Source organism: Achromobacter sp. 01N37, assembly GCF_056399725.1.
In genome coordinates this window covers 14,031-33,553 of record NZ_JBFTRX010000007.1, presented here as the reverse complement: position 1 = coordinate 33,553, position 19,523 = coordinate 14,031, and the positions used below count along the sequence as shown (strand labels likewise).

Here is a 19,523-nt window from a genome sequence, read left to right as displayed (position 1 = left end):
ATGACTACGCAGACTTCGCTTCCCCTGTTCTACGAACAACCCCGTCCTCTGGCTGCCGGCGTGCACGCCAACCTGTCGCTGGCCGGCAACACGGGCTTTGCCTATGCCGCCAACACCAACGCCGTGCCGCTGGTGGCCACCGAGCTGCCCACGGCTTGCCGCCACTTCCCCATCGTCTTCACCGACGGTGAGCAACCCACGCCCGTCGCGGTGCTAGGCGTGCGCGGCCAGGAGAACCTGTTCGTCGACGCCGACGGCCAATGGCGCGCCGGCACCTACATCCCGGCCTACGTGCGCCGCTACCCGTTCATCTTCATGGAGAACGAAGACCGCAGCCAGTTCACGCTGTGCGTGGACGAGAAGGCCGCATCCGTGGTGGAAGGCCGTGACAACCCGTTCTTCGACGACGCCGGCGAGCCCACCGACCTGGCGCGCAGCGCCCTGGAATTCTGCCGCGACTACCAGAACCAGCACGCCTACACGATGGAGTTCGCACAAGCCCTGGCCGCTGCCGACCTGCTGATCGAGAACCGCGCCGACATCACCCTGCCCGACGGCCAGCGCCTGGCCATGTCCGGCTTCAAGGTGATCGACGAAGCCAAGTTCAACAAGCTGTCGGATGAAGAGTTCCTGCGCTGGCGTGCCAACGGCTGGCTGCCGCTGGTCTATTGCCACCTGCTGTCGATCAACACGTGGCCTGCCCTGATCAACCAAGTGCAGCCGGTGGCGGTGGCTGAGGAATCCGCCGAGGCGTGATTTCCTGGCAGCGCGGCAAGGCCGGTCACCGCACCGGCTTGCCCCCGCCCACTCGGAAATTTTTTTTCGAGGCCTTTAGGCGCCGACGCAATCGGCGCCTTTTTTTATGGCCGAACGTGTGACGCGTGATACGAGCCGCCGTTAAAAATCCACCGTGGCCGACAGCAGGACCGTGCGTGGTGCGCCGATCGTCAGGCCGTTGGAGGACGCGGAGGCCCAGTACGCTTTGTTGAACACGTTTTCGACGGTGGCGCGCAACGTGACCGGGGTGTTGCCCGCGCGAAACGCATAGCGTGCGCCCACGTCAACGCGAGTCCAGCTGGGGATCTCCTGACGGTTCGCGGCGTCCAGGTATTGCGACGTCGTGCGCAGGGCGCGCGCCGACATGGTCAGGCCGGCCAGAAATGGCGTGTCCCATTCCACGCCAAGGTTCATGCTGTAGCGCGGCGAGCCGGGCGCGACGTTGCCCTCGGTGAGCGCATTGCCGGTTTTGGTCAACCGGCCATTCAGAAACATCACGCCCGCCAGCACGCGCACGTTGTTGACGGGTTCTCCGAACACGTTGAACTCCATCCCGCGATTGCGCTGCATGCCGTTGACCGAATAGATGCCTGTGGCCGGGTCCGTGAGCCCGCTGGGGCGGCGGATCTGGAAGGCGCTGAACGTTGCGCCCACGTCGCCGTATTCGACCTTCACGCCGGCCTCGATCTGTTCGGACTTGATCGGCGCAAACACCTCATTGGCATTCACCGCGGTAAGGGGCGCGGTCGGCCCTTCGCTCAGGCCTTCGATGTAGTTGGCGTAGACCGATACATGCTGCGACGGCTTGCCCAGCAAGGCGATGGCGGGCGTGACTTTGCGTTTGTCGTATCGGCTGGTTCGATTGCCGTCTTCATCGTATTGATCGGTGACCACTCGCTGGGAGCGCGCGCCCACCGTCAGTTGCAACCGCTCGTCCCACACCGACAGCGTGTCGGCCAGCGCAAAGCTGGTCAGGCGCGATTCGCCGGACTTCGGAATGTCGGTGCTCAATCCCGCCACGGACGGCGCGGTCGTTGCAAGCGGGGCATAGATGTTGGATCGAACCGTGGCAAAGTCATAGCTGAGATTGCCGAACGTCTTGTCGAATTGCGTGGCGCTCAGCGACACCGCGTGCGACACGGCGCCGGTTGCAAAGCGCGTTCGTGCGCCGATTTCGCCGGTGCGGACCTCTTCATCGCGCAGGAAATAGCTGGGGCTGCCCGAGAAGTTTCCGGCAGCATCGCGCGCCGTGACATTCAGGCGCAGAAACTTGTAATCGCCCTGGCGTGCGCCGAACGCGCCATAGACCATGGTCTGGTCCGTGACATCATGCTCGGCGCGCAAGGCGATGTAGCTGTCGCGTGAATTGGCATACGTCCAGTCGGGTGCGTATCCACGATCGACCCGCCCCGCGTCCGGCACCGGTACGCCCGCCGCCACGCCCACGCGTTCCTGCGGCGCGTCGACCTTGCGGTCTTGATGGCCGATATCGGCGGACCAGCGCGTGCGCTCGCCGCGATAGTCCATGCCCAATGTCATCAGGCCACGCGTCATGTGCTGCGACCCAACGCCCGTGTCGCCGCCCTTGTAGGCGCCGTTGATGCGGATGCCGAGTTCGCCCTTGTCTCCAAAACGTTGACCCAGGTCGACATGGCCGCCCGCCACGTCATGCGTGCCATAGCTGGCCGTGACCTGCCGCGTCGGGGTGTCTTCCGCCCGCTTGGGCACCACGTTGATGGCGCCGCCTACGCCGCCCGACGGCGCCATGCCGTTAAGCAGGGCGTTGGGGCCTTTCAGCACTTCGACCCGCTCCAGGCTTTCCACCGCCAGCGCATAAGTCGGCAAGACGCTGTACAAGCCGTTCAACGCGATGTCGCTATTCAAGACCGGAAAGCCCCGAATGGAGAACTGGTCGAAGCGGCTGGTCCTGGGGTTGGTGTTCTGCACCGACGCGTCGTTGGACACGACATCGGCCACGCTTTGCGCCTGCTGTTGCTGCATCAGCGCGCTGGTGTAGGCGCTGACCGAAAAGGGCGTATCCATGATGCCTTTTTCGCCCAGCATGCCTAGGCTTGCGCCGCTTGCGACTTGGCCGCCCGCGAACGCCGGCATCAGCGCGCCCGAGTACGCGGCAGTGACGGTCACGGCTTCCATTTGCGCGACGGGCGCGGATGCAGCGGACAAGGTGTAGGCATTGGCGCCCGCGCGAACCGCGGTCAGCCCGGTTCCGGACAGCAACGCGGCAAAGCCTGCGTCCACCGTGTAGCTGCCGCTCAAGCCCGGCGATTGCATGCCTTCCACCAAGGCGCCCGCAAACGACAAACGCACGCCGGACTGGGTGGCGAACTGGGCAAGCACCGACCCCAGCGAGCCGGCCGGCAGGCGATAGTCGCGCGTTGCAGATGAGGTGGCGGCGGGTTGCTGCTGCCCCTGCGCCTGCGCTGCACCGGCAACGGGCAACAGAACGGAAAGACAAAGCACCGCGGTCGCACGGACGACGGAATGACTGGACTGGGACATGAGGACGGCGCCGCGAGAGTAGATGTTCAAAGAAACGGTTTCGGATCGGAACTCAGCCTGATCCCGATGCGGTTTCAAGGCCTATATCCTGTACACCGTTCGACGCCGGAAAACATGCCACCCTGCGTGGCAAGCCACCCGCGCCGGTCCGCTAGGCGTTGCGCCCCTGGATTTCCACCCAATACCGCGTGCGAAATGCGATGCGCACCGGCAAGGTCCGCGCCAGCAGCGCCAGGCTGGCGTCGGTGTCTTGCAGCGAAAACGAACCGACGACGCGCAGGTCTGCGATGTCGCTGGCGCACCGCAGGATGCCTGGCCGGTACCGCGCCATGGCCTGCGTCCAGTCGGCCAGCCGCAAGTCGTCCGCGGTCAGCACGCCCCGCTTCCACGCGGGTTCGGCCTCGGGCAATGCCGCGTCGGGGGCCACGGTTGCGGCGTCAAAGCGCACCTGCCGGCCGGCGCGCACGACCTGGCTGCCCGCGCCATCCCTGGGCCGCACCATCACCGCGCCGTCATAGACCTTGACCTGAGCGCTGTCTGCTTGAAGGCTGACCGTGAATTGCGTACCGATGGCCTGCACGACGCCCACGGGCGTCTGAACCAGAAAGGGGCGCGCGCGCAGCGCGGCGTCCGGGGCCGTTGACACGAAGATGCGGCCGGCCCGCAGCCACAGCAATCGCTCGGTATCCGAATAGCGCACATCCACTCGCGTGGCGGTATCGAGCGTCAGCGCCGTCCCGTCCGCCAGCGTGGTCTGGCGGATCTGGCCGGTGCTGCTTTCCAGGTCCGCTTGTTGCGTGCGCCACGCCAGATACGCGATGGGCGCCACGGCCGTCAGGCACAGCAGCCGCGCAGCCAGGCGCCGGCGATCTGGCTTGGCCAGCCCTTGCAGCGCCTGAGCACGCATGGCCGGCGGCACTTGGCCGAAGGTTCCCATCACGCGCTCGGCACGCGCCCACGCCTGCGCGTGCGCGGGGCTGCAAGCGATCCAACGGGACAACGCCCGCAAGCAGGCTTCATCATTGGGCGCATCGTGCAATCGGGCCATCCAACCGGCCGCTTCAGCCAGCAGCGCGTCGGGGACGTGCGCGGACGTCATGCGTCTATCGCCGTCAGGCAAGCCAGATACGCGTGTTGCATGTGGCGGTTGACGGTGCGCACCGACAAGCCGGTTTCGGCGGCGATCTCGGCATACGTCAGCCCATCAAGCTGCGCCAGCAGGAAGACATTGCGCACCCGCCCCGGCATGGCGTCCAACATCCGGTCGATGCAATACAGCGCCTCGAGGATCAGCGCGCGCGTCTCTGGCGACGGCGCGGTTTCGGGGGGCAGCGTCGCCACCGAATCGGCATAGGCCTGCTCGACATTGCGGTGCCGCCATAAATCGACGACCAGGCCTTTGGCGACGTGAGTGAGAAATGCGCGGGGCTCCGGCATTTCCAGGGAGCGATTACTGGAATACACGCGCAGAAACGTGTCATGGGCCAGGTCCGCGGCATCCCATGCGTTGCCCAGACGTTTACGGAGCCAGCCGTATAGCCATTTGTGATGATCAGCGTAGAGACCGCTCAGGGCCAGGGGACGAGGCGCGCAGGTTTGGGACATGGGACCAGGAACTGCCAGCAGAAGATCTTAGTGATAATGAGTTCTGTTAATAATACTGGAATCTACTGCTGGAATCGCGCCCGTCTCTTGCATCATCTTCAGCCTGGCGTCCGCCCGGATCATCAGAACAGACTGACCCAGCCCATCGCCTCGCACACAAATAACCCCTGCGACAAGAGCAACAGCGCCACCCACAGCCATCGCCACGGCCGCATGCCGGTCCACGCCTCGCGCGCAGGCGTGGCGGGTTCACCGCCATGCCCGGCCTTTGCCCTGGCCGTTGCGCTGCCGCCCGCAATGCGCAGTCCATATAGATAAGCGCCTGTCAGGCACAGCGCTGTCAACGCCGCGCCGAACAGGAACCAGATGACGCGCACCGGCCAAGGGCCGAACGAACCGAAATGAATGGGATCGGCCAGTTCCGAAATGCGCTGGTGCACGCTCAGGTCGGCAGCGCTGCGGCGCGCGGACTCGCCCTGTTCCAGCGGCAGGCGGATGGCATTGGCGCGATCCCGGACCAGCCAGGCTGGTGTCTGCCCTTCCACCTGCCCTGCCCGCCCGCCAGCCTCCAGCCGCAAGACTCGGATTTCAAGTTCCGGCCATTGCTGGCGAATTCGGGCAATAGCCGAATCCAGCGTTTGGGCGTTGAATGGCGTCGCGGCGCGCGGCGCGTCTTTGGTGGTGATCGCCGGCAGCGGTGGGGCATGGCCGCCCAACGATTCGATCAAATACCACAACCCCGACACGGCAATGACCACGGCGAACCACAGGCTCCATACGGCCAGCAGCCGATGCATGTCGCCCCACATCAGCCGGCGCTTGCCGCGCCGTGGCCACGCCAGAAAGCCGCGCCACCAGCGTTTGTAGATGACCAGGCCGGTCACGATCAGCACGGTCAACGGAATCGACAGCGCCGACACCAACGGCACGCCATAACGCGTGGGCAAGAACAGGTGCCGGTGCGTATTGCGCAGCCAACGCTGGATGCTGAACCACGACGTGTCGCCGGTGACAACAGCCCGATAAGGATCGATCCAGACGAAGCGTTGCTTGCCCTGCGGCGTGCGCATCAGGGCCTGCGCAGCAAAGCGGGAGGCATGGGGCGCGGTGATTGATAACAGCGTCCAGCCCGGGTACGCCGCCTGAGCGGCCTCGGCCATGTCGCCCCAACTGGCGTGGCGCGGTGCCGGCTCAACCCGCATCGCCGGCTGCACCAGCCAGTCGAGCTCGGTGGCGATGACCGCCAAGGTGCCCGTCATGCAGATGAAGGCCATCAACAGGCTGAGCTTCAACCCCGCCCAACTATGCACGGAAAACCACCATTTCCGCTTGGAGGCGCTGGCCGATGCAACGGCGGAGCGTGGGCTGGTGGAGGCTGAAGCGGCTTTCATTCTTGCACCCGATGACTGGCCGCCTGCGAATGTGCAGGGGCCTTATCAGGTACACCGGACAAGACGGAAAAAGATGCCAGGGCGTGACGCGTTCACGGGCGTTGCGGCCGGTGCGGGCCGCTTCGGCCACGCCCATGCCGCTACGCCACAGCCCGCTTCACATGCCCGCTTCACATGCCCGCTTCACATGCCCGCTTCACATGCCCGCTTCACATGCCCGCCTCACATGCCCGCCTCACATGCCCGCCTCACGTACCCTTCTCACACGTTCTTTTTCACCTTCCCTTTACGAGCTCGAACCCTTCCCCCTTGAACACGCGCCCCGGGCTGCCGCGTTCGACCTCGTGATGGAACTGCCGGCGCTGCGCGCGCTGGGCCGCCCGCAGATCCTGCTCACGGTTGGCCAGCCGATGCGCAATCAGCAGCACGGCGATGCGCTTGTTGGCATGCTGGCTGCGCTCTGTCTGGACCTTCACCGAAATGCCGGTCGCGACATGGGTCGCGCGCACCGCCGATTCGGTTTTGTTGACGTGCTGGCCGCCCGGGCCTGACGCCCGCGTCGCTTCAAAGCGGATGTCACCTGACACGTTCGTGGCGGGCGCCTCGCAACGCGAAGCGCCGATGAACCAGTTCTTGCGCAAATGCCCAGGCCGGTAGGGGCTTGGGCAGATCCACTGGATCGACCCTTCCCATGCGGCCGCGAGCGCGTCAGCGCCGTCGCCGTCCAGGCTTAACAACACGGAACGCAACGTGCCTGGCCGGCTTCCGGCTTCGCTTTCCAGAACATCGGCGCACACGCTGCGCGCCCGCGCTTCGCGCAACAGAAAGCCCAAGGCCTTGGCCACCGCCAGGCAGCACTCGTCAGGACCGTGCGCGGCGGATAACTGTAATAGCTCCATCAGCAGCAGCCTCCGCGCGTCTTGTAGGTCAACACCGGACGCAGCTTTGCCAGCACCTTCACCAAGCCCGCCTCGGCAAGACTGGCGACGATGCTGTCCACTGGCTTGTACGCCTCGGGCGCTTCTTCGTAGATCAGCGCCTTGTCTTGGCAGACAACATGATTGCCCAGCTTGGTCCTGGTCAGTTGCGCCGGCGTGTAGCGCTTGACCAACCGGTCTTTACACTCGCTGCGCATCCACTTGCGCCCTGCCCCATGCGCCAACGAAAACAAGCTGGCCTCGCTGGGTTCAGGCTGCACCAGATAGCTGAAATCCCCACGCGAACCCGGGATGACGACCATGCCCGCATCCGCCGGCGTGGCGCCTTTGCGGTGCAGCCAGCCCTGCTCACCCTGGACCCGCGCGGGCGTAACCAGATTGTGATCCACATCCAGCAGCGCTTCGCCGGTTGCGCCCAAGCGGCTCAGGATGCGGCGCGCAATCAATTGCCGGTTGGCGCGCGCAAACTGCAACGCGCCGTCGTGCTGCGCCAGATAGTCCTGGCAGTCGGCGCTATCGTCCGCCAGGCCATGATGGCCGTGACGCTGAACGTGTTCCTCAAGAATGGCCCGGCCCAGTCCACGTGAACCGCTGTGCACCAGCAGCACCAGCTGCTTGGCGTTGAACGGCGTCGCGGCAAGCGCGTGCGGGTCATAAATTTCGTCGATGCGTTGCAGCTCGGCAAAATGATTGCCGCCGCCGATCGTGCCCAAGGCCTGGCCAAAGCCCACGCCCGCTGGCGCCAGCTGCGACACCAGCGTCTGCCACGATGCGTCCAGCGGACCATCGATGTTGCCCAGCCGCTTCTCAAGCTTGTCGACCGCCACCTTGCCAGCGGCAAGGTTGGTGGACCACAGCGCCATGCCGCAGCCGATATCCCCGCCAATCAACGCGGGATACAGGCGCCCCACAGAGAAAAACGAGGCGCCTACCGGATACCCCCGGCCGGGATGCAAATCAGGCAAGCCCGCCACGCGGCGCATGCCGGCAAGCTTGGAAGTGGTGTGTAGTTGTTGGATCGCGTTGCCTTCGATCCACGTGTCGTCCGAGGCGATGAGTGTCACGCTCTCGGACAATTGTTGAATGCAATTGCCCATGGAAATTCCAGATCAGGTCATGAAAGGGCTTGCTTGCATCGCAGGCGTCCACGCGCCGCCGTGCCCGGTGTACAGGCGTGGCGCGGCGGGCAGACGCGCACGCAACGTGCATCCATGCAGGATGCGTGCGCGCGGGCGATGCTTGCGAAAAGACCCTGTGTGACAGGTCCGGGCCGAGATACTGCGAATGCGTTCTGTAGGATTTACAGAAGGAAGAATTCGGTCTGACTAGGCGCGGCCTGCAAGGCGGGAAGTTTGTTTTTGCATGATGATTTCCTCCTGTGCAGTACGGTTGTTATTTGGGCGGGCAGAAGCGGATACCGTTGGGGTTTGCGTGGGACGCAATGATCGGCTGCGGCTGCGAATAGGTTTGATCCAGGGCAATGATTTTTTGCTGCGCATGGCGCATATTGCCGAGTGCGAGCACTTTATCATCGGTTCTTGTGAGCGGTATCGATGGGAATTAAAAAATCCCTCGGCGCACAACGTTGTGTCGGAAATTCGCGACACCCGCACATCCCCGATGAGGTCTTGGCTGGCTGACTTGTCCTGCGTCTTGTCCTGCGTCTTGTCATACGTCTTGCCATGCGTCTTGCCATGCGCCTTGTCCTGCATCTTGCCGTGCGCCTTGATTGGCATGAATTGACGTTTGCCCCGCCGCGGCTCGTTCATCATGGGTTCAGAGTTGGGGGCATATGCTTCACCCCCGTGAACCACCTGATCGCGGTGCATGCACAGAGATCAGGTGGCTCACAGGGCGCATTCGCGCAGTATTCTGAGAACCGGCCTGGCATCGATGCCAACCATCGGCCGCGGGCGATAAAGAAAGGAAAAGCCATGTCCATCAAGAATTCCGACAAGCAGTATGCAGGCCTGGTCATTGCCATGCACTGGCTCATGCTCGTGGTGCTGGCGTTGGTCTACGCCTGTATGGAATTGCGCGGGCTGGCCACGAAAGGCAGCGATTTGTACAACAACATCAAAGCGCTGCATTTCTCGCTTGGGCTATGCGTGATCGGGCTTGTCGTCCTGCGGCTCGCAATCCGAATGGCCGCAGGCAATGCGCCCGCTGTCCGCCCGCCGATGCCACGATGGCAAGACATTCTTGCGCGGCTGATGCACTACGCACTGTATGCATTCATGATCGCCACCCCGATTTTGGGCTGGCTGACGCTCAGCGCAGCCGGCAAGCCGATTCCGCTGTTTGGCCTGAACGTGCCCGCCTTGGTGGGCGCCGACAAAGCCCTGGCGGACCAGGTGAAGGAACTGCACGAAACGTTGGCGACGGTCGGCTACTTCCTGGTGGGCTTGCATGCCGCCGCAGCGCTGCTGCACCACTATATGCTTCGCGACAACACGCTTGTGCGCATGCTGCCCGGACGGCGCTGACACGTCGCAAGGGGTAGTACGGATACCAGCATCACCAATGGTCTTGCTGCCGAACGGGGCCAATAGAACAATCCCTCTCGACGATTTACTTGAGAGGATTGTTCAAATGCGAATCTCGTTCTTGCACACGATGGCAAGCAGCGTAGCGGTCTTCGGACACGAAGCTGAGCAAGCCGGCTGCCCCCCAGAACGTATGCGCCATACCGTGCGCGAAGATCTTCGGCAGGCCATGGCGCACCCGCCAGGCGCAGGCGGCGATGCACACACCCTGATCCACCAGACGCTGCAGGGCTTGGCGGCCGAGGCCGATGCAATCATCGTGACTTGTGCGACGCTGGGCCCCGCGATCGACACCCTGGAATCATCCACGGTTCCCATCATCCGGGCCGACGCGGCCCTGGCGGAAGCGGCTTCGCGCGCAGGAAACAACATCGCCGTACTCTGTGCGGTCGAATCCACCGTGGCGCCGAATCAGGTGCTCTTCGGGCGCTACGCGGCCACGACCGGTGCTCGCGTGACCGTCAAACTGATCCCTGGCGCCTGGGCGCTCTATCAGGAAGGCAATTATGCTGAGTGCATGGCGGCATGCGCTCAAGCCGCACGTGACGCGCATGCTCAGGGCTTTGATGTCGTGGCCTATGCGCACCCCTGGATGGCAGGCGCCAGTGCATTGGTGGGAGAGGAATGCCAGCCGATGCACGGCGCGCAGGCGGCGCTGCGCGCGGTCGGCGCCCACTCGTCGTTCTGAAGCGGATGCTCAACCCGCCCCGCCTCCCCTTGCGACGGCCACGCGGCAGGCGGGTTCAATTCGTCAGAATGATTTTGCCGAAGCTCTGGTTGGTTTCCATGCGGCGATGCGCGTCTGCGGCTTGCGCCATCGGGAACGTGCTGTCGATGACCGGCGTAAGACGCCCAGCGCCCAAGTCATCCAGCCAGCGGTCGCGAAAGCGAGCCACCATGGCGTGCTTCACCGATTGCGGACGCGACTTCATCACCGTCCCCATGATCTGCAGATGACGGTATAGAACGGTCTGCAGATCAATCTCCGCGCCTGCTCCGCCTGCCAGCAGCCCGACCTGGACCAAGCGTCCGCCAAAATTCATCGATCGGATATTGCGGGCGAAATTCGGCGCGCCGACGAAATCCACAATCACATCCACACCGGCGCCCGCGGTCTCACGCGTGACCACATCATGAAAGTCCTCTGACCGGTAGTCGATCACCACGTCCGCGCCCAATGCGCGTAGCCGGGCAGCCTTCTCTGCGGTCGTCGATGCCAATACCTTGGCGCCCACCGCGTGCGCCAGTTGCACGGCGGCTGACCCCACACCGCCCGCCGCAGCGTGAATCAGAACGGCTTCGCCGGGCTGAAGCCGCCCAAGATGCATCAGCGCCTCGTGCGCGGTCACAAAGACTTCTGGCACGGCGGCGGCGTGCACGTAGTCCAACCCCGCGGGAATCGGCATCGCCATGCGATAGTCAACGCGGGCATAGTCGGCGTACGCGCCGCCGCCGGTGATGGCCATCACGCGGTCACCGGCCTGATAGCCCTGCACCTCGGCGCCTGCCGCGACCACCTCGCCTGCGGCTTCCAGCCCCATCAGATGGGAATCACCAAAGTCCGGGCGGCCGTAATGGCCCGTGCGCAGCAGCAGATCCGCACGGTTCACACCGGCCGCGTGAACCTTCACCAACAGATCATGCGGCCGCAGCACGGGATCGGGCGCATCCACGCAATGCAGCACATCAGCGGAACCGAAACTATCAAAATCAATGGCTTTCATGGCCATCTCCATCAGGTTGTAGAGCGCCCCGGCGACCATCGCCAAGGCGGTATGAATAGCGGCTAGTGTCCGAACACGATACGCGCCGCATCCGCGACACTGCCGGGCAAACCCACAATATCGAACACAGTGATCGCCAACGCCGAGCACCAGCCCAGCACCAGCAAGCTCCACGGCGTGGGCCAGTTGCCCATCAGGCGGCGTGCGGTCACGAAATGCAGCAAGGGAAACATCGCGAACGGCAATTGCAGCGCCAATACGACTTGGCTCAGAATCAGCAGGTCGTTGACACTGCTGTCTCCGCGCAAACCGATAATGATGACCGCAGGCACGATGGCCAGCGAACGTGTAATGAGCCGGCGCTTCCACGGGGTTAGCCGCCAGTGCGTGAAACCTTCCATCACGACCTGGCCGGCCAGGGTGCCCGTGATCGTGCTCGACTGCCCCGACGCCAGCAGCGCCACCGCAAAGATCAGGCTCGCCACCGCTGTGCCCAGCGCGGGCGTGAACGTCAGGTAAGCAAGCTGGAGCCAGTCGGTGTCATCCCCCAGAACGAAGCGTTGGCCGTTCACGAGAATGTCGCTGCGGCCATGAAAGACCTTGGCCGCCAAGAGCAGGATCGCGGCGTTGACCAGGCACGCCATCGTCAGCGATGCCACCGTCGACACGGCGTTCAACCGCAACGCCACTTTGGCCGATGCCTTACCGCCGGCAGGGTCCGCTTCAGAACGCTGCACCAACGCTGAGTGCAAATACAGGTTGTGGGGCATCACCGTGGCGCCGATGATCGCGACCGCGATGCTCGCCATGCCCGCGCCGGCCAGCGAAGGGTGCACGAGCGCCGCGCCCATCTCATGCAAATTCAGGCTGGTGCCGGGAAGCACGAAGAGTTCGATAAAGAACGCACCTGCGATGGTGAGCACCAACACAACGACCACGCGTTCAATGGCGCGCATTCCGCTTTTCTGCAGAATGAGCAAGAGGAGCACGTCGGCGGCGGTGAACATCACCGCCATCAGGATCGGCGTGCCGAACAAGAGATTGATCGCGACGGCGGAGCCGAGCACCTCGGCCAGGTCACACGCGCCAATCGCGATCTCGCAGAATATCCACAGCGGCATGCAGCACCATTTGGGATACCAGTCGCGACACGCCTGGGCCAGATTCTTGCCGGTGACGAGACCCAGACGCGCTGCCAGCAACTGCAGCACAATTGCCATCGCGCCGGCCAAGGCCACCACCCACAGCAGCGCGTACCGGTACTGCGCGCCCGCCTGCAGGTCGGTCCCCCAGTTGCCCGGGTCCATATAGCCCACGCTCACCAGCAGCGCCGGGCCAAGAAACCTGCGTGATCGCTTGAGCGTGGCCACACCGCGCCCCACAAGATCCCGGCCACGCACGCCGGCCATGGCGGCCGCGCTGCCGCCTGGCGCCACATTCAGCTGTTCCTGTCCGGGCACAGCAGTCTCCTGTTCATGCAGACAGCATCGGGCGGGCGCGGCGGCGCTACGCCCGCCACGCGTCCTGCCCCATCAGGTTGCTCAAGCCGCGCTCGCCGCCAACGCGCGACGTTCGATGCTGGCGGCAAACAGCGGCGTCTCGCGGCTGTTATGGTCGCCGCCGTCTCGCTGACGCGCGTCGGCGGCGTCCTGGAACGGCGTGCCATGCAGTTCGATGAAGTTCAGAAATTCCTGCGTCGGGTGCGCCACCACGCTATTGGTGTATTCGCAGGTGTTGTCGTCAATCTTCTTCACGCTCAGCGTCCAGATCACTTGCACCCGCGTGCGGCCATTGGGGGTGAACGCGTCCGAGGTAGAGACCATCTTGCACAGCGTAGGCGTTGCCACTTCGGCGACGTAATGTTGAACCATCAGGGTCTTGCCAATCATCTCAACATTGATCGACATACGCTTGCCATCATCGGTAGTCGTGGCGCCTGCCGAGATATGGTCAGGCGCGCAGCAGCGCTGATACTCGGCCTCGGGCAGGTTGAACAGCCAGTCGGCGATGTCGACCTTTTCGATCGGAGCGTTGATGACTGCGCTGTAAGCGGAAGAAGACAGCTGCTTTTCAGTGATGATGATGTCGGACATGATCAGATTTCCTGGTAGGCGATTAGGCCGCTGCTCAAGTGGCGGCTGATGAACTCATCAACACGCTCGCACCTGCTGCTGACGTCGTTGAATGAGGCCTCACTATCGGCCTGAATCAAGCCTTCAACCAGTTATCTCTTGGTATGCGGAACCGACCGGAAAGGTCATACCAAAGCGTGGTTTTCAGTCGCGAGAGGCTATGCCTCGTGCGTCTGCTGCGCGGCGGCAGCGGCGGTTTCGGCCAAAGGCGTCACACGCGGCACGACGGCTTCCAGGCTGCGCAAGTTCACCGCAAGCACAGACGCGCCCTTGCGCCGCGCCGCCAGCGTGGCGGGCAAAGCGACTGGCATACCGTAGTCATTGGACAGGCGCACGGCAAGTTCGATGAGCTTGCCGGCCTGGGCCAGTGGCTTGCCCTCGACATCGGACATCTGCGGCAGCAGCGCCGCCAACGTCTGAAGCACTCGGCAGCCGGCGAGCGCGCTGATGGACGCGGCGTCGGCCAGGGTTTGCGCCAAACGTCCGGCCAACGCGAAGCCCTGCGCCAGATGCGCCGCGATCTGTGCGGCGAACGGCGCGGGATCAAGCAAGCCGGAATCGGCCAGCCGCGCAATCGCCTCTGCCGCCTGGGCGCGATGCTCGGACATCTTCGCCGAAGCGGCCAGCGCCAAGGCCGAGTACACGGGCGCACCCGGTACCAGCCGGGACGCGCCCAACGCCGTCAGCAGTGGCCCCAGGCCGCGCACATTGATCACCTGCACCGCCGCGCACAACATCGGATGAAAATGCGCGGCCAGCGTGTCGGGGTTGGACCGCAGCAGCCAGGCCGCCCATTGCACGACCTGGTCGTAGCCATCCTGCTCCCGCGCCTCTTGGGCGCGGAAAGTGAATTCGGCGGACACTGCGGTGACATCCAGGGCCGGCGAGGCAGAGGCGTCGGCCTCTCTGGTGGCGCCCGTCGCGATCCAGAACGGCTTGGGTCCCTCTCCCAACACGTCAAGGTCGCGCGAGAACGTGCCCTCGCCCGGCGCGGCAAGCACTCGCTCCCACACGAAACGCTGCCCCGAGACTGCCGCCGGCGGACTGAACGGCTTGCCCTGCGCCCGGCTCGACCGCAGGTCGTGAAAGGCGCCGGCCAGCAAGGCCAGCGGCGAATGGGTCGGCACGTATTGATAGCCCCAGCGGGAAGTCCCCGTCTCCGTGATTTCCCAGTTGCCAGTCTCCACGTCGTATTCGCTACTGGTGAACGCGTGGTCCTGCAGTGCCACGCCAACGGGGTCCGGCTTGCCCGCGCTGACTGCCACGAAGCGGGCATAGCCCTTGAAGCTGACGTCATCCCTGCCCAGCAGCGCGGCGGCCAGAAGGCGCCGCGGCGAGGCATGGCGTTCATCCCACACCGACTCGATGATCTCGGCGCCGCGGCGTTGCAGCGCCTCGGGCATTGGCATTTGCGGACGGCCAGCCAAATAGTCGAAGATGCGCGGCAACACAGCGCCGTGCCCGGCGCCCTCGAACTGCGCCCCGATCAACGCGTGCAATTCCTCGTCGTCGCCAATGGCGGGCGCTTGATCGGGAAGATCTGGCAGCGGCTCGCGGCGCGGAGCCGGCATCATGATCGCCCGGGTTCCGGCGTCATCCTTCGTGCGCGCGTCGCCATTCGCATCGGCCGGTTGCGTCTCGCGGGACGGAACCACCAGCTTGCGCGCCAGCGCAGCGAGGTCCAACGGCATGCCTTCCAGCGCCCCGCCGACAATCTCCGAGATGCGATCCCGCTGTTCGGCATCGGTCTTCAGCGCGGCAAGCAGCCCGAGCTGGGCCTTGACCAGTTTTTTCTCCGAACGGGTCAGCACGGCGGCCCCGGCCTCGATCATGGCGTCTGCGTCCAACTGCCCCGCAGCACGCTTGAGCATGTCCTGGGCCAGGCCGACCGCCGTGCTGGGCGCCGTGCCGAGCACCGAGAAATACGTGTGCGGGCTGGCCGCGACTTCTTGCGCGGACGGATCGGCCAAACGGTGCATGCGCAGGTACCAGGCGATGGTCTTCGCCGAGAAATCTCGCAGCAGGGCCGCAAGCGACTCCGTGAGCAGGCGTTGCCGGAACGCCGGGCTGTCCTGGCAAAGCGCCAGAACAGCGGCGTCCCATGCGGGTCCGGTACGCTCGATGAGGAGGTAATCGGCACCCATGCCCTCGACGCGGAACAAGGCCCAGAACTCGCGCTCGATCCAATCGGGGTGCGCCTGCAGATGTGCGGCCATGAGCTTGCCATGGTCCTCGTCCAGTTGCCCGTCCCCGCCGATGGCGGTGACCTGTTGCACGAAACTCCGGAGATAGGCCACGGACAAGGGCGCGTCGCCGTCCAGCTGCACCAGCGCGTGGCATACCGGCCATACCAGATGCTCGCCCCACCAGTACTGCTCTGCCAACAGCTCGATGAATGCGGCGCGCCACGGTGCGTCCCGACTGCTGCCCGCGGCGATGACGGCTGGCGCCATCGCGCCATGGAGTGCGCCATATTCACGCTTGCGCTGCATATCCGCCGGCGCCAGTGTGTCCGCCACGAGCTTGGGCTTGCCCAGCGCGGCCAACACGAAGCACGCCCTGGGCGTCGGCCCCTCCGCGCTGAACAGGCGCGATGGCGGCAAGGCCTTGGCCAGCGCGGCGCGGTCTTCCTCGCTCGCGCCTGCCAGCGCGCGGGCAAAGGCGGCGATGTCTGTCGCGCTGCCGCTAGCGGCCTCGCGTAGCGCCGCGCGGCGTTCGGTCAGGCTCATCAGGGTCATGCGTCGGCTCCAGGCGCGTTGAGAGGATCGAGAAACATGCGCACGGCCAGCGTGTGCTTGCAAGGCCCGCGCGTGCCTTGATATTTGGCGTTCCAGGGGCAGGTACAGCGGTCTTGCGCCGGCTCGGCACCCAGCGCCACCCGGTAGTGCTGCTGCCCCGACTGCACCGTGTACTGCCCCTCGCCCTCCGGCTGCACTCCGCCGCCCGCCAACAGCTTGCGCGCGTCGGCCAGCCGCGGATGCAACGTATCGAGCAGCCCCGCCTTCACCGGCAGCGGACGATGGAAATACGCGCCCGCCGCCAGATCGAAACCCACCTGGCCGGACGACGCCAGCACGCCCAGCGCGGACGCGATCTGCGCTTCCGGCAACATGGCCCGCGCGGCCAGATGGGCAATATCGATGCGGGGTTCGAAGGCCAGGAGCGTTGAGACAAATGCCGCGTCCTCGTTGGCATCCCCGCCCGCGATCAGATGCAGCACCGAGCCCTCCCCCGAAAAGCCGCGCGCCTTCTCCGGGCTCAGCCCCAGCGTGACCCGTGCCCCGGGCAGCTCCAGCACCCAGGCGCTGGCCTGCGGCTGCCCGCCCGCCGCCACATCCGCCCCGTAGGCGCGCAACGCCGTGGCGTAGCGCAGCAGCGGCTCCAGCGCGCGCAGCCGCTCCGGTCCCGCAACGCAAACCGCGCCGGGCGTCGCCTGCGTCGCCAGCCGCAGTGAACGGGCGGCCTGGGTCGCCCACATCACCGTCTTGGTCGCCGACGAACGCGGCAGTGCCTGCACGAACTGGCGCAACGCCACGCCCGTCAATTCGTGACGCGGCATCATGCCCGCAGACAGCATCTGCGTCTCGGCAAACCCCTTGAGCCAGCGCGTGGGCAGAGGGACTTTCTCTTCGACGATCTCGCCCTCTGGCGTCGCAACCCGCAACGCATCACCGCCCACTTTCAGGTGCAAGGGTTCCGACGCGCGCAACCCCGCCAGCGCCTGGCGCAGCGGTGGATTCACGTCCACGTTGGTGACGCCCGCCGCCGAGTGCGTGACGTCCAGCGCCGCCGCGTCCACGTCCAGGCGCGCATACACGCCGCAGCACACGCTGAAGGACTCGAAGCGCAAACCCTCGGGCGTGGACGTCACGACCGGGTCCGCCGCCCGCAGCACCGCGGCCAGCGTATTCGGCGGCACATAGAAACGCGTGCGCGCCACCCGCGCCAGCATCAGCAGCGCTTGCGCCACCACGGCGGGCTGCGCCACAAAACCGGAAAAGAAGAAGGGATGCGCCACCGCGCCCGACGGCGTAAGACCGCCGCTGGTAGCCAGCCTCAGGTCGGCCTGGCCCTGCCGCTGGGCGAATTCGGAGGGGGCAAGATAGGCATAGGCCAGCTCCGTCATGCTGCGTAGCTTCTAGCTATAGGCGGGACGCCGCGCTGACTCTGTGCCGTCGCGGTAAGGGGCCGCCGAGCGCGATCTGGCTGAGGCGAACGCCTGCTGCCGGGCGTCTGTGTCGATGAGACTTTTCGCTGCGTATTCATTGGGTGACATGATAACGGGCGTCCCCATTTTCCCGGGTTGGGATAGTGCAGTCTGCCTATGTTGCACAGACGCCGCACCAAAATCGCATTGATAGTCTTTCTCATTCTTATTGGGTAGACTTGCGGGCATCTTGTCCACGCCCGACCCGCTCACCCTCCCCGCGATCGAAACCCTGTACCGCCGCCATCACGGCTGGCTGCGGGGGTGGCTGTGCTGCAAAGTCGGCGACGCCAGCGATGCGGCCGACCTGGCACAGGACACCTTCGTGCGCCTGATGACCGGCCGCCAGGGCACGGTGCTGCGCGAGGAGCCGCGCGCCCTCATCACCCATATCGCCAAGGGGCTGCTGGTGGACCACTGGCGGCGCCGCGCCGTGCGGGAGGCCTACCTGGAAGCGGTAGCCCACCTGCCGGAGCCGCAGGCGCCGTCGCCCGAGACCAGCCTCATCATCATCCAGACCCTGATCGAGATCGACGCCATGCTGAGCCGGCTCCCTACCGTCACGCGCGATATCTTCCTGCTGGCTCAGCTCGAGGGCCTGACGCTAGCCGAGATCGTCGCGCGCACCGGCAAGCCGCTTATCACCGTGCGCCGCCATCTGCACAAGGCGCTGACGGCCTGCATGGCGGTCGCGGCATGAGCGCCGCCGATGGCGCGATGGACCGCGCCCTGCTGGACGCTGCGGCCGACTGGGTCATCCGCCTGCGCTACGACACCCCCGATGCGGATACTCGCGAAGCTTTCGCGCGCTGGCTGGCCCAGAGCGACGCCCATGCCCGGGCCTGGGCGCGCGCCGAACGGGTGCTGGGCCATTTCGATCGCGTTCCCGCCAGCATCGGGCGCGACGTCCTGCGTTCGCGCGGACGCCGCTCGGTCGTGCGCGCCCTGATCACGGGCGGGCTGCTCTTACCGGCCGGCTGGATAACCTGGCGCCAAGCACCGGTCTGGATGGCCGACCTGCGCACGGCCACGGGCGAACAGCGCGATTGGACCTTGGACGACGGCACGCGCGTCGTGCTCAATACCGGCAGCGCCGTGGACGTGCGCTTCACCGCCACCGAGCGCCGGCTCGTCCTCTTGGCCGGTGAACTGCTGCTGACCACCGGCAAGGACGCGGCCCGGCCACTGCTCGTTCAGACGCCGCACGGCGAAGTCCAGGCCCTGGGCACGCGGTTCAGCGTGCGCCTGAACGAGCGCGCCTGCAAGGCAGCCGTGTTCGAGCATGCCGTCGAAATCCGCCCGCGTCACGGCCAGCCGCTGCGGCTGGACGCCGGCCAATCCGCCCGCTTTACCGAGGCAGGCATCGACATGCCCCTGCCCGCCAACGCCGACGACACTGCATGGGAGCAAGGCATGCTGGTGGTGCGCGACGAGCGTCTGGCCGACGTGGTGGCAGAGCTCGGCCGCTACCGTCCCGGGGTGCTGCGTTGCGACGCCGAAGTCGCCGGCCTGCGCTTGTCGGGCGCATTGTCGGTCAGCGACACAGACGCCGCCCTGCGCGTAATGGCCGCCCGCTTGCCAGTCAAGGTGCTGCGCCGCAGCGCCTATTGGGTGACGGTCGCCTCCCGGTGAAAAAAAGTTTGTCGGACATGAGCACTTTTTCCTTCTCGTGCGGCTAGGGAA

17 protein-coding genes are annotated in these 19,523 nt (G+C 65.3%); 5 read left to right on the top strand and 12 right to left on the bottom strand.

All coding sequences use genetic code 11. The features are described from left to right. Positions 1–756: a SapC family protein gene (locus AC1DSJ_RS17160; RefSeq protein WP_054423057.1), complete on the top strand. Its 756-nt coding sequence runs from the start codon at positions 1–3 to the stop codon at positions 754–756. Between the two features lie 141 nt (positions 757–897). On the opposite strand, the gene AC1DSJ_RS17155 is transcribed toward AC1DSJ_RS17160, so the two are convergent. From AC1DSJ_RS17155 to AC1DSJ_RS17125, 7 genes are all read right to left on the bottom strand, one after another. After that, a complete protein-coding gene (locus tag AC1DSJ_RS17155) occupies positions 898–3,297 on the bottom strand; it encodes a TonB-dependent siderophore receptor (protein ID WP_441371843.1) in 2,400 nt (799 codons plus the stop codon). 151 nt (positions 3,298–3,448) lie between these two features. Further along, positions 3,449–4,396 (bottom strand): FecR domain-containing protein, encoded by a 948-nt coding sequence (locus tag AC1DSJ_RS17150; protein WP_441371842.1) that lies wholly within the window; start codon positions 4,394–4,396, stop codon positions 3,449–3,451. Continuing rightward, the gene (locus AC1DSJ_RS17145; RefSeq protein ID WP_054423061.1) at positions 4,393–4,902 is read right to left on the bottom strand and encodes a sigma-70 family RNA polymerase sigma factor; all 510 of its coding nucleotides are present in this window, start codon (positions 4,900–4,902) and stop codon (positions 4,393–4,395) included. Before AC1DSJ_RS17145 ends, AC1DSJ_RS17150 begins: the two co-directional genes overlap by 4 nt. Before the next feature lie 122 nt (positions 4,903–5,024). Continuing rightward, on the bottom strand, positions 5,025–6,293 hold the full coding sequence (locus AC1DSJ_RS17140) for a PepSY-associated TM helix domain-containing protein (protein WP_441371841.1): 1,269 nt from the start codon (positions 6,291–6,293) through the stop codon (positions 5,025–5,027). A 275-nt stretch (positions 6,294–6,568) separates the two neighbouring features. Then, positions 6,569–7,192: a peptide chain release factor H gene (prfH, locus tag AC1DSJ_RS17135; RefSeq protein ID WP_175170238.1), complete on the bottom strand. Its 624-nt coding sequence runs from the start codon at positions 7,190–7,192 to the stop codon at positions 6,569–6,571. Then, complete coding sequence (locus AC1DSJ_RS17130) at positions 7,192–8,328, bottom strand: RNA ligase RtcB family protein (RefSeq protein ID WP_175170239.1); 1,137 nt, start codon at positions 8,326–8,328, stop codon at positions 7,192–7,194. Before AC1DSJ_RS17130 ends, prfH begins: the two co-directional genes overlap by 1 nt. A gap of 228 nt (positions 8,329–8,556) precedes the next feature. Then, positions 8,557–9,060: a hypothetical protein gene (locus AC1DSJ_RS17125; RefSeq protein WP_441371840.1), complete on the bottom strand. Its 504-nt coding sequence runs from the start codon at positions 9,058–9,060 to the stop codon at positions 8,557–8,559. A gap of 105 nt (positions 9,061–9,165) precedes the next feature. Between AC1DSJ_RS17125 and AC1DSJ_RS17120 the strand changes: the two genes are divergently transcribed. Together AC1DSJ_RS17120 and AC1DSJ_RS17115 are read left to right on the top strand one after the other, a co-directional pair. Then, positions 9,166–9,717: a cytochrome b gene (locus AC1DSJ_RS17120; RefSeq protein WP_054423067.1), complete on the top strand. Its 552-nt coding sequence runs from the start codon at positions 9,166–9,168 to the stop codon at positions 9,715–9,717. A gap of 193 nt (positions 9,718–9,910) precedes the next feature. After that, positions 9,911–10,465 (top strand): arylsulfatase, encoded by a 555-nt coding sequence (locus AC1DSJ_RS17115; RefSeq protein WP_441371839.1) that lies wholly within the window; start codon positions 9,911–9,913, stop codon positions 10,463–10,465. A gap of 55 nt (positions 10,466–10,520) precedes the next feature. Here the strand turns inward: AC1DSJ_RS17115 and AC1DSJ_RS17110 are convergent, their stop codons facing one another. The 5 genes from AC1DSJ_RS17110 to AC1DSJ_RS17090 form a co-directional block, all read right to left on the bottom strand. Further along, positions 10,521–11,501 (bottom strand): NAD(P)H-quinone oxidoreductase, encoded by a 981-nt coding sequence (locus AC1DSJ_RS17110; RefSeq protein ID WP_441371838.1) that lies wholly within the window; start codon positions 11,499–11,501, stop codon positions 10,521–10,523. A gap of 62 nt (positions 11,502–11,563) precedes the next feature. Beyond that, on the bottom strand, positions 11,564–12,961 hold the full coding sequence (locus tag AC1DSJ_RS17105) for an Nramp family divalent metal transporter (protein ID WP_441371837.1): 1,398 nt from the start codon (positions 12,959–12,961) through the stop codon (positions 11,564–11,566). 81 nt (positions 12,962–13,042) lie between these two features. Next, a complete protein-coding gene (locus tag AC1DSJ_RS17100; protein WP_054423075.1) occupies positions 13,043–13,594 on the bottom strand; it encodes a hypothetical protein in 552 nt (183 codons plus the stop codon). Between the two features lie 197 nt (positions 13,595–13,791). Continuing rightward, positions 13,792–16,371, bottom strand: a complete 2,580-nt coding sequence (locus AC1DSJ_RS17095) for a DUF6493 family protein (RefSeq protein WP_441371836.1) — start codon at positions 16,369–16,371, stop codon at positions 13,792–13,794. Continuing rightward, entirely contained in the window at positions 16,368–17,759 is a 1,392-nt protein-coding gene (locus AC1DSJ_RS17090) for an SWIM zinc finger family protein (RefSeq protein WP_441371835.1), read from the bottom strand. The genes AC1DSJ_RS17095 and AC1DSJ_RS17090 overlap by 4 nt, the downstream gene beginning before the upstream one ends. A gap of 271 nt (positions 17,760–18,030) precedes the next feature. On the opposite strand from AC1DSJ_RS17090, the gene AC1DSJ_RS17085 reads away from it, so the two are divergent. Both AC1DSJ_RS17085 and AC1DSJ_RS17080 read left to right on the top strand, forming a co-directional pair. Continuing rightward, complete coding sequence (locus tag AC1DSJ_RS17085) at positions 18,031–18,540, top strand: sigma-70 family RNA polymerase sigma factor (RefSeq protein WP_054423081.1); 510 nt, start codon at positions 18,031–18,033, stop codon at positions 18,538–18,540. Next, complete coding sequence (locus AC1DSJ_RS17080; protein ID WP_441371834.1) at positions 18,537–19,472, top strand: FecR domain-containing protein; 936 nt, start codon at positions 18,537–18,539, stop codon at positions 19,470–19,472. The genes AC1DSJ_RS17085 and AC1DSJ_RS17080 overlap by 4 nt, the downstream gene beginning before the upstream one ends. Positions 19,473–19,523: the final 51 nt, after the last annotated feature.